The organism is Streptomyces sp. NPDC054796, from assembly GCF_053611545.1.
Genome location: NZ_JBSHAO010000025.1, coordinates 45,959 through 61,566, shown reverse-complemented (window position 1 = coordinate 61,566; position 15,608 = coordinate 45,959). Strand labels below are relative to the sequence as shown.

Genomic DNA, 15,608 nt, shown 5'->3' with positions numbered 1-15,608 from the left:
CATGACCCAGGACGCGCAGGACCCAGGGCGGTCGGTACCCCCACCGCCACCCTCGCCCCCGCCACCCTCGCCCCCGCCACCCTCGCCCCCGCCACGGACGGCGAGCCCCGCGAAGCGGCCGGCCGCCGACCGCCGCAGGATCACGCTGGCCACCGCCATCGGCAACTTCGTCGAGTGGTTCGATTCCGGCGCGTATGCCGTGATGTCGGCGACCATCGCCGGGCTGTTCTTCCCCCAGTACGACGCGACGGCGTCCCTGCTGGCCACCTGGGCGATCTTCGCCGGAGGCTTCATCGCCCGGCCCGTCGGCGCGGCCTTCTTCGGCCACTACGGCGACCGCCTCGGCCGCAACAGGGCGCTCGCGCTGAGCGTGCTCCTGATGAGCGGGGCCACCTTCCTCATCGGGGTACTGCCGACGTACGCGTCGCTCGGCGTGGCCGCGCCCGTGCTGCTGTTCGTGCTCCGCACGGTGCAGGGCTTCTCGACCGGCGGCGAGTACACGGGGGCCTCGGCCTTCATCGTCGAGTACGCGCCCGACGGCAAGCGCGCCCGGTTCGCCGGAGCCGTACCGATGACGGTGGGAGTGGCCAGCGTGGCGGGCTCCCTCGTCGGCGTGACGCTCACGGCCACGCTCAGCACCCCGGCGATGGAGAGCTGGGGGTGGCGCGTCCCGTTCCTGATCGCGGCGCCCCTCGGCCTGATCGGCCTCTATCTGCGCTCGAAGGTGGAGGACACGCCCGTCTTCCGCGAACTGGAGCGGCGCAGCGAGGTCGAGGCCACCCCGCTGCGGGACGCGGTGCGGGTGTGCGGGCGGCAGATCGCCACGCTCTTCGGCTACAGCATCACCAACGCGGTCGGCTACTACCTCATGAGCAGCTACATGATCGCGTACATGTCGGAGGAGCTGGGCTACAGCAGCAGCCTCGCCATGCTGACCAGCGTGGTCGCGATGCTCGCGTACTGCGTGGCCTGTCCCGTCGCGGCGCGCGCCAGCGACCGCTACGGGCGCAAGCCGCTGCTGCTCGTCGCCTGCGGCGGGTTCGCCGTGCTCACCCTGCCCGCCTTCGCGCTGATGGGCACGGGTCTTGCGGGGGCCATGGCGGGCACGGCCGCGCTGGCCGTTCTCGTCGCGGTCATCGGCACCTCGAACGTGCCCGCGCTGGTGGAGATGTTCCCAGGGCATCTGCGCGCCAGCGGCTCTGCCATCGGCTACACGGCGGCCTACGTGCTGTTCGGCGGCACGGCGCCCTTCGTCGCCACAGGGCTCGTGGCCGCCTCCGGCACGGCCCTCGCGCCCGGCTTCTATCTGACGGGGCTCGCCGTCGTCTCCACCCTGGTGGTCCTCCTCGCCTTCCGCGAGACGCGCCACCTGTCCCTGTCCAGAACGACGGTCCTGGAGCCAGGGCCCGACGGCGGCTCCGGCACGGACTCCCCGGCGGCCCGGCCCCCGGACCCGCCCGCGCGGGTGACCCCGGCGCCCTGACCGGGACACGGCCCGGCGCGCGCCCCTCCCACGACGGGGGCCGTGCCGGGCCGGAGCCGGGGCCGGGTGCCGCATCGGCGGGTGGTGTCACGGGCCGGTCCGGTGCGATGACAGGATGGTGGTCATGGCTAGCAACGTTTTCTTTGACGTCACCCTGAACGATCAGCCCCTGGGCCGGATCGTCTTCAAGCTGTACGACGACGTGGTCCCCAAGACCGCGCGCAACTTCCGCGAGCTGGCGACCGGCGAGCAGGGCTTCGGCTACAAGGACTCCTCCTTCCACCGCGTCATCCCCGCCTTCATGCTCCAGGGCGGCGACTTCACCCGTGGCGACGGCACCGGCGGCAAGAGCATCTACGGCGAGAAGTTCGCCGACGAGGGCTTCACCCTCAAGCACGACCGCCCGTTCCTGCTGTCCATGGCGAACGCGGGCCCCAACACCAACGGCTCCCAGTTCTTCATCACCACGGTCGAGACGCCGTGGCTGGACGGCAAGCACGTCGTCTTCGGCGAGGTCGTCGAGGGCAGCGACATCGTGAAGCAGATCGAGTCGCACGGCTCCCGCAGCGGCAAGACCGACGCCAAGATCACCATCAGCGACAGCGGCACCCTGGCCTGAGCATCCGCTCCGGCTCTCCGGCCGGTGTGCGGTCCGCCGCACACCGGCCGGGGCCCCTGCCTCCGCGCAGGTCAGGGACGGCCCCCTGTGCTGCCCCTGACCCCGGTTCCGTCAGGGACGGGACCCGGTCTCGTACTCCTCCTGGGTCCAGGCCCGCGCCTGGTCGCTGAGGGTGATGCCCAGGCCGGGGCGCGAGGGCACGTGCATGCGGCCCCCGCTGATCTCCAGGCGCTCGTTGAAGAGCGGCTCCAACCAGTCGAAGTGCTCCACCCACGGCTCGTGCGGGTAGGCAGCGGCCAGATGCAGATGGATCTCCATCGCGAAGTGCGGGGCGAGCTGGAGATGCTGGTGCTCGGCGAGCGTGGCCAGCTTCAGGAACTGGGTGATGCCGCCGATGCGCGGCGCGTCGGGCTGGATGACGTCGGCGGCCCCGGCACGTATCAGCTCCCAGTGCTCGGCGACGCTGGCGAGCATCTCGCCGGTGGCGACGGGGGTGTCCAGTGAGGCGGCCAGCGCCGCGTGCCCCGTCGCGTCGTAGGCGTCGAGGGGCTCCTCGATCCAGACCAGGCCGAAGTCCTCGAAGGCCCGGCCCATGCGCTGTGCCGTGGCCCGGTCCCACTGCTGGTTGGCGTCGACCATGAGGGGCACGTCGTCGCCCAGGTGCTCGCGTACGGCGGTCAGCCTGGCCAGATCCTCCTTGCGGTCCGGGTGGCCGACCTTGATCTTGATGCCGCCGATGCCGCTGGCGAGGGAGGCGGTCGCGTTGTCCAGGAGCTGTTCGCGCGGGGTGTGCAGGAAGCCGCCCGAGGTGTTGTAGCAGCGCACCGAGTCGCGGTGCGCGCCCAGCAGCTTGGCCAGCGGGAGCCCCGCGCGCTTGGCCTTGAGGTCCCACAGCGCGACGTCGAAGGCGGCGATGGCCTGGGTCGCCAGCCCGCTGCGTCCCACCGATGCCCCGGCCCAGACCAGCTTGGTCCAGAGCCTGCCGATGTCGCTGGGGTCCTCGCCGATCAGCGCCGGCGCGATCTCCTTGGCGTGCGCGAACTGGCCGGGGCCGCCCGCGCGCTTGGAGTAGCTGAAGCCGATGCCCTGGTGCCCGTCGGCCGTGCCGACCTCCGCGAACAGGAACGCCACCTCGGTCATGGGCTTCTGCCGCCCCGTGAGGACCTTGGCGTCGCTGATGGGCGTGGAGAGGGGCAGGGCGACGGAGGAGAGCCGGATCCAGGAGATCGTGTCGAGCGTCGCCTCGCCCGCCTGCTGCGCGGCCTGGACCTCGGCCTGGACTGTCGTGTGCGTCGTGGTCACCACTTCGTGTCCCTGGGGGTGAGAGGGGTGCGCACGGCTGCGGTCGCGCGCACCGGGTGGTTGCGGAGGAGGGTGGGGGGAGGGGGAAGGGGCCCGAATCCGACGGTTGCCGGGCTCCGCCGTACGGGGTTCCCCGCTCCGCGGTCTACTCGGCCTTCTTGACGAGGTCGGCCAGCTCCGCCACCTCGGCCTCCGTCAGATCGGTGAGCGGGGCCCGCACGGGCCCCGCCGGGTGGCCGACGACCTTCATGCCCGCCTTGACGATGCTCACCGCGTAGCCGGGGCTGCGGCGGCGGATCGCGCAGAACGGCAGGACGAACTCGTCCAGGCGGCGGCGCACCTCGGCCCTGTCCTGGGCGCGCACCGCGTCGTAGAACTCGAGCGCGAAGCGCGGCAGGAAGTTGAAGAGGGCCGAGGAGTACGTCGTCACGCCCATCTCCAGGTACGGGAGGGCGAACATCTCGGCCGTGGGCAGCCCGCCCACGTGGACGAGCCGGTCACCGGTGCGCGCGTAGACGCGGGTCATCAGCTCCAGGTCGCCCACGCCGTCCTTGAAGCCGACGAAGTTGGGGCAGCTCTCCGCGAGTTCGGCGACCGTGGTCTCGTCGTAGACGGCGTTGGCGCGGCTGTAGACGATCACGCCGAGGCTCGTGGCGCGGCAGACCGCCTTCACATGCGCGGCCAGGCCCTCCTGGCCCGCCTCCGTCAGATACGGCGGGAAGAGCAGCAGCCCGTGCGCGCCCGCGCGCTCGGCGGCGCGGGCGAGTTCGATCGCGGTGGCCGTGCCGTAACCGGCCGGTGCGATCACCGGCATCCCCTCGGGCGCCTCGCGCACGGCGGCGGTCACGACCCGCTCGACCTCCTCGCCCGTCAGCGAGAAGAACTCGCCCGTCCCGCCTGCGGCGAACAGCCCGGCGGGGGAGAACTCGCCGAGGCGCGCGATGTTCTCGCGGTAGGCGGCCTCGTCGAAGGAGAGGTCCTCGCGGAAGTGCGTGACGGGGAAGGAGAGCAGGCCGGAGCCCAGCTTCCTGGCGACCTCTTCGGGTGAGAACTGCGGCATGGCTTCAGGGCTCCTCGGCGCGAAGGCGGATGAGGACGGGATGCGGGAGGGGCGCAGCCGCGTCGCTGGCCCGCTCGTCACCGCCTCGGTGGACGCACTGTGAGGTTAGGATCACCCATCGATCCACGTCCAACACAAATTTGGCATTCACTGATACCGGGAGAGCATCGTTGTTCACCCTCACCCAGCTCACCAACTTCGTGGCGGTCGCCGAGGAGCTGCACTTCGGCCGGGCGGCCGAGCGGCTCCAGATGACGCAGCCGCCCCTCAGCCGTCAGATCCAGTTGCTGGAGAACGATCTCCGCGTCCAGCTCCTCGACCGCACCAACCGCTCCGTGCGCCTCACCCACGCGGGGCGCGCCTTCCTCAACGAGGCCCGCCGCATCCTGCGCCAGGCCCAGCACGCCACCCTCGCCGTGCGCCAGGTCTCCACGGGCGAGGCGGGCAGCATCGCCATCGGCTTCACCGCTGCCAGCGCGTACTCGATGCTCGACACCCTCCTGGACACCGCCCGCACCGCCATGCCCGGTGTGGAGATCGTGCTGCGCGAGATGGTCACCCGCGACCAACTGGAGGCCCTCACCGAGCACAGCCTCGACCTGGGACTCGTGCGCCCGCCCGTCACCGGCTCCGATCTGCACTCGCGCCCGGCCCTGCGGGAACGGCTCCTCGCGGCCCTGCCCGCAGGGCACGCCCTCGCCTCGCGTGAAGGGCCGCTGTCCATCGCGGACTTCGACGGGCAGGACCTGCTGATGTACTCGCCGATCGAGGCCCGCTACTTCCACGAACTGCTCATCAGCGTCTTCCGCGCCGCCCGCGTCGCGCCCGTCTTCACCCAGTACCTCAGCCAGGTCCACAGCATCCTCGCGCTGGTCAACGGCGGCTGGGGTGTGGCGCTGGTGCCCGAGGCGGCGGCGCGGCTGCGCTACGAGGGGGTCGTCTTCCGGCAGGTCGAGCTGGTCGACCCCGAACCCGTCGAGCTGGCCCTGGCCTGGCGCAAGAACAACGACAACCCCGCTCTGCACGCCCTCCTCGACCGCCTCTGACGCCCCTCTGACGCTCGTCCGGCACTGCCGATGCCGCAGCGCGATGCGGGAAAGGTATCGACGCATACAAAAATCGTCATGGACGGGAATCAAAAGCGAACCTACGGTCTCTCCCAGCAACCGGCCGGTGTGGTCTGCACCACAAGCTCCAGGAGACCGATCCGTATGACAGCTCTCAACCGGCAGGACGAGCCGGTTACCGACCCGGGCCCCGCACCCGGCACCACCGCCGCCCCCACGAAGGCCGCGAAGGCCGCCAAACCCGGCCGGGTCCGGTATCTGATCCTGGCCATGCTGTTCGTGGTCACCACGGTCAACTTCGCCGACCGCTCGACCCTCTCCATCGCGGGCGACTCGATGCAGAAGGACCTGGGCATCAGCTCCGGCGAGCTGGGCATCCTCTTCTCCGCCTTCTCCTGGTCCTATCTCCTCGCCCAGATCCCCGGCGGCTGGCTGCTGGACCGGTTCGGCTCCAAGAAGGTCTACGGCGCCGCCATCTTCCTGTGGTCCGTCTTCACCATGCTCCAGGGCGCCATCGGGTTCTTCAGCGGAGCGGCCGTCGTCCTGCTCTTCCTCCTGCGCTTCATGGTCGGGCTCGCCGAGGCGCCCTCCTTCCCCGGCAACTCCCGCATCGTCGCCGCCTGGTTCCCCACCAAGGAGCGCGGCACGGCGGCGGCGCTGTTCAACTCCGCCCAGTACTTCGCGACGGTCGCCTTCGCGCCGCTCATGGGCTGGCTCGTCGTCTCCCTGGGCTGGGAGCACGTCTTCACCATCGTGGGCGGCGTCGGCGTCGTCCTCGCCCTCATCTGGACGCGGGTCATCCACCCGCCCCGCAGCCACCCCCGCGTCCAGCGGGCCGAGCTGGACCACATCGCGGCGGGCGGCGCCCTGGTCGACATGGACCGGCCGGCGGACGAGAAGGACGGGAAGGACGGAAGCGGGAGCAGCGGCCCCGCTGAGGCCACCAGCGCGCGCCAGAACGTGCGTTACGTGAAGAAGCTGCTGACCAACCGCACGATGCTCGGCGTCTTCGTCGGCCAGTACTTCATCAACACCATCACCTGGTTCTTCCTGACCTGGTTCCCCGTCTACCTGGTCCAGGAGCGCGGGATGTCCATCCTGGAGGCGGGCTTCGTCGCCTCGCTGCCCGCGCTGTGCGGGTTCGCCGGGGGCGTGCTGGGCGGCTTCCTCTCCGACTGGCTCAACCGCCGGGGCATGACCCTCACCGCCGCGCGCAAGACCCCGATCGTGGTGGGGCTGCTGCTGTCCACGTCCATCCTGGTCTGCAACTACGTGACCGCCTCATGGCTGGTCGTCGCCATCATGGCCCTTTCCTTCTTCGGCAAGGGGCTCGGGGCGCTGGGCTGGGCGGTCATGGCCGACATCTCGCCGCGCCAGATAGCGGGGCTCGCCGGAGGGGTCTTCAACGCCTTCGGTGCCGTCGCGGGCATCGTCACACCCATCGTCATCGGCTACCTCATCGACGCCACAGGATCCTTCGACCTGGCGCTCGTCTTCGTGGGCGCCTGCGCCGCCATGGCCGTCGTCAGCTACCTCGTCATCGTCAAGGACATCGTGCGCCTCGACCTGGAGGACATCGACGAGGAGGCCCGCGCCGCCGAGGCGGCACGGGCCTGAACGAAGCGGGGCGCCCGACGGACACCGGGTGCCGGGCGCCCCGCGAAGCGGTGCCTCAGCCGACCGGTGCCTCGGCGCCGACCGGTGCAGCCGTCATCCGCTCGCGCGCCGCCGCCAGCGCCTGCTCCAGGGACCGGGTACCGGTAGTGACGCACAGCGTGTACGCGACGTCCTCGAGCTGGCGGAGCAACTGCGCCGTGGGCGGCTCGGTTCCGGCCCCGGCTCGGAGGGTCTCGTAACGGGTGACAAGGTCGCGCAGGACGGCGGGGTGTGCCAGCAGCATCGTTCTGTACTCCTTGGTGAGGGCGGGTGTGGGCACGGGTGAGGCGTCTGGGCGCGCGCGACCGCTCGCTGCTCGCCGTGTGGCGGGCCACGACTGTGTGACCTTTCGGGAGAGGGGGAGGGGCCCGGGGCGTTCGGCACACGACGGCACACCGCCCGGCGGGTTCCCTCCGCTTCACGGTAAGGCAGCGCCGGGGCCCCGGCATCTCGTTGTGGCGTGCATGTACCTCGGTCGGGCGTGTGCGCGGGGCCGCACGGGTGCATGGAGCCCTGGCGGGGCAGGCCCGCGCAGCGTGCGCGGATGCGAAGTGCGCGGGTTGCCCCGACCCTGGAGGTGCGGGGGAGATGTGCCGAGGAGGGAAAGACCATGGCCATGATGGACAAGATCAAGCAGATGCTGAAGGGCCACGAGGGCCAGGCGTCGAAGGGTGTCGACAAGGCCGGGAACATGGCCGACGACAAGACCCACGGCAAGCACAGCGGCCGGATCGACTCGGCCCAGGACAAGATGAAGGACCAGTTGGGCGGAGACCAGGACAAGGGCAACCGTTAGCGCTTCGCCCCTGCGCCCGTCCCTGCCCCCTGCCCCTGCCCTGCCCCGGACCCCGGGCCGGCTCCGCGCCCGGCCGCACGGCCCGGGGTGCGGCGGCCCTGTGCGTACGCGAGACGTGCGGAGCCGCCGCACACCGGACCCCCTGGCGGGGCGCTCAGCAGCGGGCGACCCGGCCGCCGTCCTTCAGCGCGCGCAGCGCTTCGACCGCGCCGTCGAGCGTGCCGACCGGGACCAGCCGCAGCCCCCGCGGGAGTTCGGCCCGCGCCTCGGCGCAGTTGCTCTCCGGCACGAGGAAGACCCGGGCCCCGTCACGCGCGACGGCCTGCGCCTTGAGCGCGGCGCCGCTGATGGGGCCCACCGTGCCGTCGGCGGCGATCGTCCCCGTCGCGGCGACACTGCGCCCGCCGGTGAGTTCACCGCCGCCGCCGTCCCCGTCGAGCTTGTCGACGATGCCGAGCGCGAGCGGCAGTCCGGCGCTCGGGCCGCCGATGCCGGCGAGGTCCAGGGTGACCTTCACCCGCTCCGGATCCCTCTTGAGATACGCGAGGGCGGCGTCGACGGCCGTGTGCTGGGACTTCTCCATCTCGCGGAGGTTGTGGCGCTCGGCCTCCCGCACGGAGCCCCCGCCGGGGTAGACGGCGTCCGTCGGCATCACCGTGCGGTCCGTGCGGAACCAGCCGTCGAGCAGGTCGCCCAGGCCGTGCCGGACGTCGGGCGCCGTCGCGGCGATGGCCGCCATCCGCAGCTCGCCCTCGGTCTCGCGGACCGGCGCACCGCTGATGTCGACGACCTGCTGTCCGTCCCTGTCGCCCAGCACGTTCGCCGTCGGCCCCGGCCGGGCGACGGTGAAGGGGAGGGGCACGAGCAGCGCGACGAGCAGCAGGGCCACGACGGGCACGGCGCAGAGCCCGAGCGTGGCGGAACGGGAGAGGCGGACGGGGCGAGGGAGGCGGAGGGAACGGGTGGGCACGCCGTCAACCTATAGGACGCCCGCCCCACGCCGACCGGCCCCTACGTGCCCGGCCGTCCCGATCCGGCCCGTCACGGTATGTGCGGGCGCCGGACCCCGTCGCGCGGTGCCCGGCGCCCGTACCGCTGTCACGCCGTCATGCCGTCACCGCTGGGGCACCAACTGGACGAGGACGTCCTGCGGCGGGACGCCCAGTGACGGCCGGCGCTGTCCGATGACCGTCCAGCCCCAGGCCCGGTACACGGACTGGGCCATGGAGTTGTCGGGGGACACGAGTGCCGTCGCCAGGATGGAACCGCAGTTGGCGAGCAGCTCCTTGAGGATCTTCGTCGCGACGCCGGCCCGCCGGTAAGGCGGCAGGACCATCAGCTCCGTCAGCGCGTACACGCCGCCGCGCGCCGTGAGTTCGACGAGCGCGCCTGGAAGCGTGCCGACGAACCCGTCCCACCAGGCGCCGTCCCGGCTCACCCGGAACCCGTAGCCGTAGCCCTGAGCCGTGTTGCCCTCGGCCATGACGAGGTCGAACCCGGGCTCCTGGGTGTCGCGGACGAGGCGGTCGAGGAACGTCAGCCTCGCGCCGAAGTCGTTCCCGCTGTGCGTGGTGTACGCGGCGACGTGCAGATCAGCGAGGTTTTCCCGGTCGCGCTCCGCCTGCCACCGGGTCACCCTGCGCAGAAATACCTCACGCCGGTCCCCTGCGCCGAACGGCACGGCGACCGTCGACTGCAACGCCAATTCCCATGCGGCTTTCGTGGTAACTCTGTTCTCCGGGGGCTCCCCTTCGGGGAGTGGAAGAATTACTGAGGTCATGCGGGTTCTCCCCCCAATAAGGCACATCACCGAACGGTTCCGCGCAGGGCGAGCGGTGTGCGTAACGGCTTTGGATTTCATTTCGCATCCCGGCCGGACGCACCGGCGGCCGTGCCGCCCCGCGCCCGCCCAGCCGTCCGGCCCCCGGACAAGCCCCTGTTCCGCGACTTGCCCCTTGACCCCGCTCCTCGGTACTGCTCTGCCGCTGCTCCGTCCCCCCAGGGACATCGCCCGAAGCCCTCGCCACCCGCCGGGAATTCCCCCGCGAGCGCCGGAATCGTCAGCGGCAACCGTCCTCGGACCGCGTACTCACGCGGCTCCACTTCTCGCCCTGCCCGGTATTCCTTACCCCTATATTCCCTCCAATCGGGGAAAGGTGCGGCCTCTTGCTGTTGCCAGGGCATATTGGCAACACGGGCGAACGACGGACCGTGGGGGGACCATGGAGCCACAACCGGGCGGATTCGGGGCCGAGTTGCGCAGAAGGCGGCAGGCCGGAGGGCACTCGCTCAACTATCTGGCGGGCCTCGTCCACTGTAGCCGCAGCTACCTCAGCCGGATCGAGACCGGTCAGCGACGGGTGACGTACGAACTGGCCGAGCTGTGCGACATCGCGCTGGACGCCCAGGGCGAACTGCTCGCCCTCGCGCCCCCTCCCCGCACGCCGTCCCCGCCCCGGCGCGCCGGATCCGGAACCGGAACCGGCACGGGCGCCGGTGTGCGCGGGCCCCGGATGTGGGAGCCCTCGCGCGTACCGGGGGCGCACGCGGCCGACGGCGGCTCGGGCCACGGCGCCGAGTTCGACCGGCTGGTGCGGCGCGGCGACGTCCACTACATGGCGGGACGGATGGCAGAGGCGGACGACTCCTACCGCTGGGCGCACCGGCTCGGCGCCGGAAGCCCCCGGGCCCAGGCCGTGGCCGTGACGCGGCAGGCCCGGCACTGGTCCGATCCGGGGCAGGTCGACCGCGAGCTGCTGCACCTGCTCCGCGGCGCCCTCGCGGCGCTGCGGGACGACGAGGGCGCGGAGGCCGCGGGACTGCGGCTGCGGCTCGGCGCGCACCTCGCCAAGAAGCTTTCCCTGGCGGTCAGCCGGGACACCGCCCTCCCGGAGGCGGGCCCTCGGCACGGCGCCGACCTCGCCCACCGCGTCCTCACCGCGCTCGACGCGGGTGACCACGGCGACGAGGTCCGCTGCGAGGTCCTCACCGAGTGCCGCTGGGGCCTCTACGACTACGAGCCGCCCTCCGAACTGCTGCGCCTTTCCCAGCAGTTGCTGGAGGCAGCCGTCCGGCTCGGCGACCCCTATTTCCGCGGCGAGGCGCTGGTCGCCCTCGCCATCGACCAGCTCAGAGTGGGCAGGGTGCACAGCGCGTGGTCGACCGTCGATCTGCACAGGAAGCACGCGGCGCGCTCCGGCAGCGCCCTGGCCCGCTGGCAGCAGTGCACGCTGGACACCCTCTTCGACCTGTGGGGCGGGAAGTTCGAGTCGGCCGCCGACTGGATCTTCGGCGAGTCGCGGGAGGTCGTGGGAGCGCTGGAGGCGGATCTCGCCGTCCCGGCCGACACCCTCCAGCAGACCCGGCTGGGGCAGGCGTACTGGCTGCTGCGGGAGGAGGGCAGGATGGACGAGCTGTTCAGCTCGGGGCTGGCCGAGAACGTCGAGCGGCACGGCTTCTTCCCCGTATGGCGCGCGGGCATGGCGCTGGCCCTGTGCGAGACGGGGGACCTCGGCCCGGCCGCCGACCGGCTGGTCGCCTTCGCCGACGACACCGAGGGGTTCACGGCCCTGCCCCCTTACGGCTGGGCCCTGCCCGCCATGGCCCTCCTCGCCGAGGTGTGCGCGGCGCTGGACGCGCACGGCGGCTACGGGGACGCGCTGGCCCGTGTGCTGCCCGGACTGCGCAGGGCGATGGGGCGGCAGCCGGAGGGGATCGCGCTGGCGGGCTGGCCGACGGTGCTGATCGGGCCGACGGCACGCGCCCTCGGCCTGCTGGACCTGGCGGCGGGCGACACGTCGGGCGCGCTCCGGCGCTTCCGCGAGGCCGAGCGCCCGGCCGGTGACTCGCCGCCCCAGATGGCCAGGCTCCGGCTGGCCCAGGCGCGCGCCCTGATGCGCTCGGCGCCCAAGGGGCGGGGCAGAGCGGCGGCCGGACTGTTGGGCACGGCGCTCTCCGCCGCCGAGCGGTACGGCATGAAGGCGCTCGCGCGCGAGTGCCGCGTCCAACTGGAGCGCGCGCCGGGGTGAACGGCGGACCGCCGCGCGTGGCCCGTCGCGGACAAGGGGTGCGCACAAGGTGCCGAGAAGGGGGTGTGGACGATTCGGACGACAGTAGTATTCGCCGGGAGGGGCGGGCGCGGGGCCGTCGGCGGCACACGTGGGGGTGGGGTCGTGTCCAAGCAGACCGTGCGGCCAGGCGGCCGGGTGCCGCGCGCGGACCCGGACACGTCCAGCTCCGCCTGGGGCCTGGACGCGGAGGCCGGACTGCTGCTCGTCGAGGACGACGCCGGTGACGCGCTCCTGGTTACGGAGGTGCTGTCCGACTCCGGGCTGGAGATGGACATCGTCTGGCGCAAGACGCTGGCCGAGGCCCGCACGTTCCTGCGGGGCCTGATGCAGCCCATGTGCGTGCTCCTCGACCTCCATCTGCCCGACGCGCACGGCATGAGCGCGGTACGCCATGTGCTGGAGACCTCCCCCGACGCGGCCATAGTGGTGCTCACGGGGCTCGCCGAGAACGAGGCGGGGCTCACCGCCGTCGCCGAGGGCGCGCAGGACTACCTCGTCAAGGGCAGCATCGACGCGGAGTCCCTGAGCCGGGCCATCCGGTACGCGCTCCAGCGCAAGCAGGTCGAGCGCTCGGCCGTGGAACTCCAGGCCAGCAGGCTGCTCGCGCGGGAGAACTCCCGCCTGGAGCGCGGACTGCTGCCGCGCCCCCTGCTGCGCGGCGACGGCTGCTCGGTCTCCTCCCGCTACACCCCGGGCCGCGATCACGCCCTGCTGGGCGGCGACTTCTTCGACGTGGTGCAGACCGACGACGGCGCCGTGCACGCGGTCATCGGCGACGTCTCCGGGCACGGCGCGGCTGAGGCGGCGCTCGGCGTCTGTCTGCGCGTCGCCTGGCGGGCCGCCGTGCTGTCCGGCTGCGTCGGCGCCGCGCAGGCCAGGCTGCTCGACGAGATCCTGGTGGCCGAGCGTGCTGCCGACTACGTCTTCGCGACGTTCCTCAGCCTGCGCCTCGACCCCGAGCGGCGGCTGCTGCGCGTGATCCGGGCCGGGCACCCCGGTCTGCTGGTCCGCTCGGGGCGGCGCATCGAGCTGTGCGAGCCGCCCGCCGACGCCGCGCTCGGGATCCTCTCGCGCGAGGCGGCCCAGTGGAGCGAGACACTGCTGCCCCTCGCGGGCGTCACCTCCGTCACCGTCTTCACCGACGGCCTCTTCGAGGGGCAGGTCGGACCGCACGCGCGGCTCGGTGAGGAGGGGCTGGTGAGGCTGGCCAACAAGCACGCGGTGCTGCGGGGGAGGCCGTTCGTCGACGCCGTCTTCGAGGAGGTCGCCGCGCTCACCTCGCCCTACGGAGGGCTCGCCGACGACGTGGCCGTGCTGGACCTCGCCTGGGGCACGACGGCGTGAACCCCACTGACCCCGCCGCGCCCGAGAGGCACCGCGTCCGGCGTCTTTCGGCGCAGAGCTGGATCCATCTGGTGCTGGCCGTCAACACACTGCTGCTGGTGGTGTTCGCGGCGGTCGGCGGCACGCTCCAGGCGCGCACGGACGAGCGCGTCGCGGACCTGTCGGAGCGCCTGCACCCGGCCAGGACCGCCTTCTTCCAGATGGAGACGGCCCTGGTGGACCAGGAGACGGGCGTGCGCGGCTACGTACTCAGCCGTGACGCCTCCTTCCTGGAACCGTACACGGAGGGCAGGCGGGAGGAGCGGCGGCTGTACGGCGAACTGCGCCGTCTCATCGGCGACGACGCACGGCTCGGCGGGGACCTGCGCGCGATCCGGAGCGCGGTGGCCGACTGGCGGCGCGAATACGCGCGCCCGCTGATCGCCTCGGCGGGCGACCCGGCGGAACGCGTGGCCGTACTGGAGGCCAGCAAGGGGAAGTTCGACGAGGCCCGACGCCAGTTCGCCTCGCTGGAGAAGCACATCAACATGGCCAGGGCGCAGGCCCGTGCGGACGCCGCCGGGACCCGCAGCCTGCGCAACTGGGCCTTCGTCGCCATGCTCGCCGGTTTCCTCGCCAGCGCGGTCGTCCTGGCGGTGCTGCTGCACCGGATCGTGGGCCGTCCGCTGCGCGCGCTGGAGAGCGCCTCGGCGCGGGTGGGCGCGGGCGCCTTCGGGGAGACCATCAGGATCGAGGGCCCGCGCGATCTGGAGTCCGTGGCCCGGGTGGTGGAGGAGATGCGCGGCAGGATCGTCACGGAACTGTCCGCCAGCCGGGACAGGGAGGCGCTGCTCACCCGGCAGGCCGGTGAACTGGACGCCCAGACCGCCGAGTTGCGGCGCTCCAACGCCGAGCTGGAGCAGTTCGCCTACGTCGCCTCGCACGACCTCCAGGAGCCGCTGCGCAAGGTCGCCTCCTTCTGCCAGTTGCTGGAGAAGCGCTACAGCGACCAGCTCGACAACCGCGGGCGGCAGTACATCGCGTTCGCCGTCGACGGTGCCAAGCGCATGCAGGGCCTCATCAACGACCTGCTGACCTTCTCCCGCATCGGCCGCTACGGCTCCGAGTCGCGGCCCGTACTCCTCGACGAGGTGCTGGACCGCGCCCTCGCCAACCTCGCGCTCGCCATCGAGGAGACCGGCGCCGTCGTGGAGCGGCCGGGGGTGCTGCCGACGGTCGAGGGAGACCCGACCGCGCTCACCATGCTGTGGCAGAACCTCATCGGCAACGCCGTCAAGTTCCGCCACCCGGACCGCCCGCCCCGGATCATCGTCACCTGCGAGGCGGAGGGGGACGTGTGGAGCGTGCTCGTGGCCGACAACGGGATCGGGGTGCCGCCCGAGTTCTCCGAGAAGGTCTTCGTCATCTTCCAGCGTCTGCACAGCCGCGAGGAGTACGAGGGGACGGGCATCGGGCTCGCCCTGTGCCGCAAGATCGTCGAGCATCACGGCGGCCACATCGGGGTGGAGGGCCCACAGGAGCGGCCAGGGGCCCCGGAGGGCGCCCGCGTGCGCTTCACCCTGCCGGCCGTCGGCGCGGCGAGCGGCACCACCACGAGCGACACCACCGAGACCACCGCCACCGAGCCCACCGCCACCGCAGCACCGGACACCGCGCAGGGAGCACTCCCGTGAAGGCGACACCCGAGCCCATCGAAGTCCTCCTTGTGGAGGACGACCCCGGCGACGAGCTGATGACGCGGGAGGCGTTCGCGGACAACAAGATCGGCAACACGCTGCACGTCGTACGGGACGGGCAGGAGGCGCTGGACTTCCTCTACTGCCGGGGCGAGCACACCGAGGCGCCGCGCCCCGACCTCATCCTGCTCGACCTCAACCTCCCCAAGTACGACGGGCGTCAGGTGCTGGAGCGCATCAAGTCCGACCCCGTGCTGGCGCACATTCCCGTCGTCGTGCTCACCACCTCCTCGGCGGAGGAGGACATCCTGCGCAGCTACCGCCTGCACGCCAACGCGTATGTGACCAAGCCGGTCGACCTCGACCAGTTCCTCTCGGTGGTCCGGCAGATCGACCACTTCTTCGTCACCGTCGTCCAGCTCCCCCGAAGCCCCTGACGCCCCCCGACGTCCCCGGGCACCCCTGGCATCCCTGACACCTGCCCGTGCACGTAACACCGCGTTCATTCCATTGACATGGCCCTGCCCCGGTCCTA

General features: G+C 72.0%; 14 protein-coding genes. 9 read left to right on the top strand and 5 right to left on the bottom strand.

Annotation, left to right across the window (positions count from 1 at the left end; genetic code table 11):
* The first annotated feature begins 1 nt into the window (after position 1).
* Positions 2-1,483 carry an MFS transporter gene (locus ACWGJ2_RS21360; RefSeq protein WP_453347732.1) on the top strand — a complete coding sequence of 494 codons (1,482 nt, stop codon included), beginning with the start codon at positions 2-4 and terminating at the stop codon, positions 1,481-1,483.
* Between the two features lie 124 nt (positions 1,484-1,607).
* The gene (locus ACWGJ2_RS21355) at positions 1,608-2,102 is read left to right on the top strand and encodes a peptidylprolyl isomerase (RefSeq protein WP_453347731.1); all 495 of its coding nucleotides are present in this window, start codon (positions 1,608-1,610) and stop codon (positions 2,100-2,102) included.
* A gap of 111 nt (positions 2,103-2,213) precedes the next feature.
* Here the strand turns inward: ACWGJ2_RS21355 and ACWGJ2_RS21350 are convergent, their stop codons facing one another.
* Positions 2,214-3,407 carry an L-talarate/galactarate dehydratase gene (locus ACWGJ2_RS21350; RefSeq protein ID WP_453347730.1) on the bottom strand — a complete coding sequence of 398 codons (1,194 nt, stop codon included), beginning with the start codon at positions 3,405-3,407 and terminating at the stop codon, positions 2,214-2,216.
* 142 nt (positions 3,408-3,549) lie between these two features.
* A complete protein-coding gene (gene kdgD / locus ACWGJ2_RS21345) occupies positions 3,550-4,464 on the bottom strand; it encodes a 5-dehydro-4-deoxyglucarate dehydratase (RefSeq protein ID WP_453347729.1) in 915 nt (304 codons plus the stop codon).
* A 170-nt stretch (positions 4,465-4,634) separates the two neighbouring features.
* On the opposite strand from kdgD, the gene ACWGJ2_RS21340 reads away from it, so the two are divergent.
* Both ACWGJ2_RS21340 and ACWGJ2_RS21335 read left to right on the top strand, forming a co-directional pair.
* A complete protein-coding gene (locus ACWGJ2_RS21340; RefSeq protein WP_453347728.1) occupies positions 4,635-5,510 on the top strand; it encodes a LysR substrate-binding domain-containing protein in 876 nt (291 codons plus the stop codon).
* A 165-nt stretch (positions 5,511-5,675) separates the two neighbouring features.
* Entirely contained in the window at positions 5,676-7,148 is a 1,473-nt protein-coding gene (locus ACWGJ2_RS21335; RefSeq protein WP_453347727.1) for an MFS transporter, read from the top strand.
* A gap of 55 nt (positions 7,149-7,203) precedes the next feature.
* On the opposite strand, the gene ACWGJ2_RS21330 is transcribed toward ACWGJ2_RS21335, so the two are convergent.
* Positions 7,204-7,467 (bottom strand): DUF5133 domain-containing protein, encoded by a 264-nt coding sequence (locus ACWGJ2_RS21330; RefSeq protein WP_453347726.1) that lies wholly within the window; start codon positions 7,465-7,467, stop codon positions 7,204-7,206.
* A gap of 330 nt (positions 7,468-7,797) precedes the next feature.
* Here ACWGJ2_RS21330 and ACWGJ2_RS21325 point away from each other — a divergent pair, with 330 nt between their 5' ends.
* A complete protein-coding gene (locus ACWGJ2_RS21325) occupies positions 7,798-7,983 on the top strand; it encodes an antitoxin (protein ID WP_453347725.1) in 186 nt (61 codons plus the stop codon).
* Positions 7,984-8,137: 154 nt separating this feature from the next.
* Here the strand turns inward: ACWGJ2_RS21325 and ACWGJ2_RS21320 are convergent, their stop codons facing one another.
* Both ACWGJ2_RS21320 and ACWGJ2_RS21315 read right to left on the bottom strand, forming a co-directional pair.
* Positions 8,138-8,953 (bottom strand): S16 family serine protease, encoded by an 816-nt coding sequence (locus ACWGJ2_RS21320; RefSeq protein WP_453347724.1) that lies wholly within the window; start codon positions 8,951-8,953, stop codon positions 8,138-8,140.
* 144 nt (positions 8,954-9,097) lie between these two features.
* The gene (locus ACWGJ2_RS21315; protein ID WP_453347723.1) at positions 9,098-9,682 is read right to left on the bottom strand and encodes a GNAT family N-acetyltransferase; all 585 of its coding nucleotides are present in this window, start codon (positions 9,680-9,682) and stop codon (positions 9,098-9,100) included.
* Between the two features lie 523 nt (positions 9,683-10,205).
* On the opposite strand from ACWGJ2_RS21315, the gene ACWGJ2_RS21310 reads away from it, so the two are divergent.
* The 4 genes from ACWGJ2_RS21310 (at position 10,206) to ACWGJ2_RS21295 (ending at position 15,510) form a co-directional block, all read left to right on the top strand.
* Positions 10,206-12,011, top strand: coding sequence for a helix-turn-helix domain-containing protein (locus ACWGJ2_RS21310; RefSeq protein WP_453347722.1), 1,806 nt, complete (start codon positions 10,206-10,208; stop codon positions 12,009-12,011).
* Positions 12,012-12,155: 144 nt separating this feature from the next.
* Positions 12,156-13,397 (top strand): PP2C family protein-serine/threonine phosphatase, encoded by a 1,242-nt coding sequence (locus ACWGJ2_RS21305; protein WP_453347721.1) that lies wholly within the window; start codon positions 12,156-12,158, stop codon positions 13,395-13,397.
* Positions 13,394-15,070 (top strand): sensor histidine kinase, encoded by a 1,677-nt coding sequence (locus ACWGJ2_RS21300; protein ID WP_453347720.1) that lies wholly within the window; start codon positions 13,394-13,396, stop codon positions 15,068-15,070. The genes ACWGJ2_RS21305 and ACWGJ2_RS21300 overlap by 4 nt, the downstream gene beginning before the upstream one ends.
* Positions 15,067-15,510, top strand: a complete 444-nt coding sequence (locus tag ACWGJ2_RS21295) for a response regulator (RefSeq protein WP_453347719.1) — start codon at positions 15,067-15,069, stop codon at positions 15,508-15,510. Before ACWGJ2_RS21300 ends, ACWGJ2_RS21295 begins: the two co-directional genes overlap by 4 nt.
* The last annotated feature ends 98 nt before the right edge of the window (positions 15,511-15,608 follow it).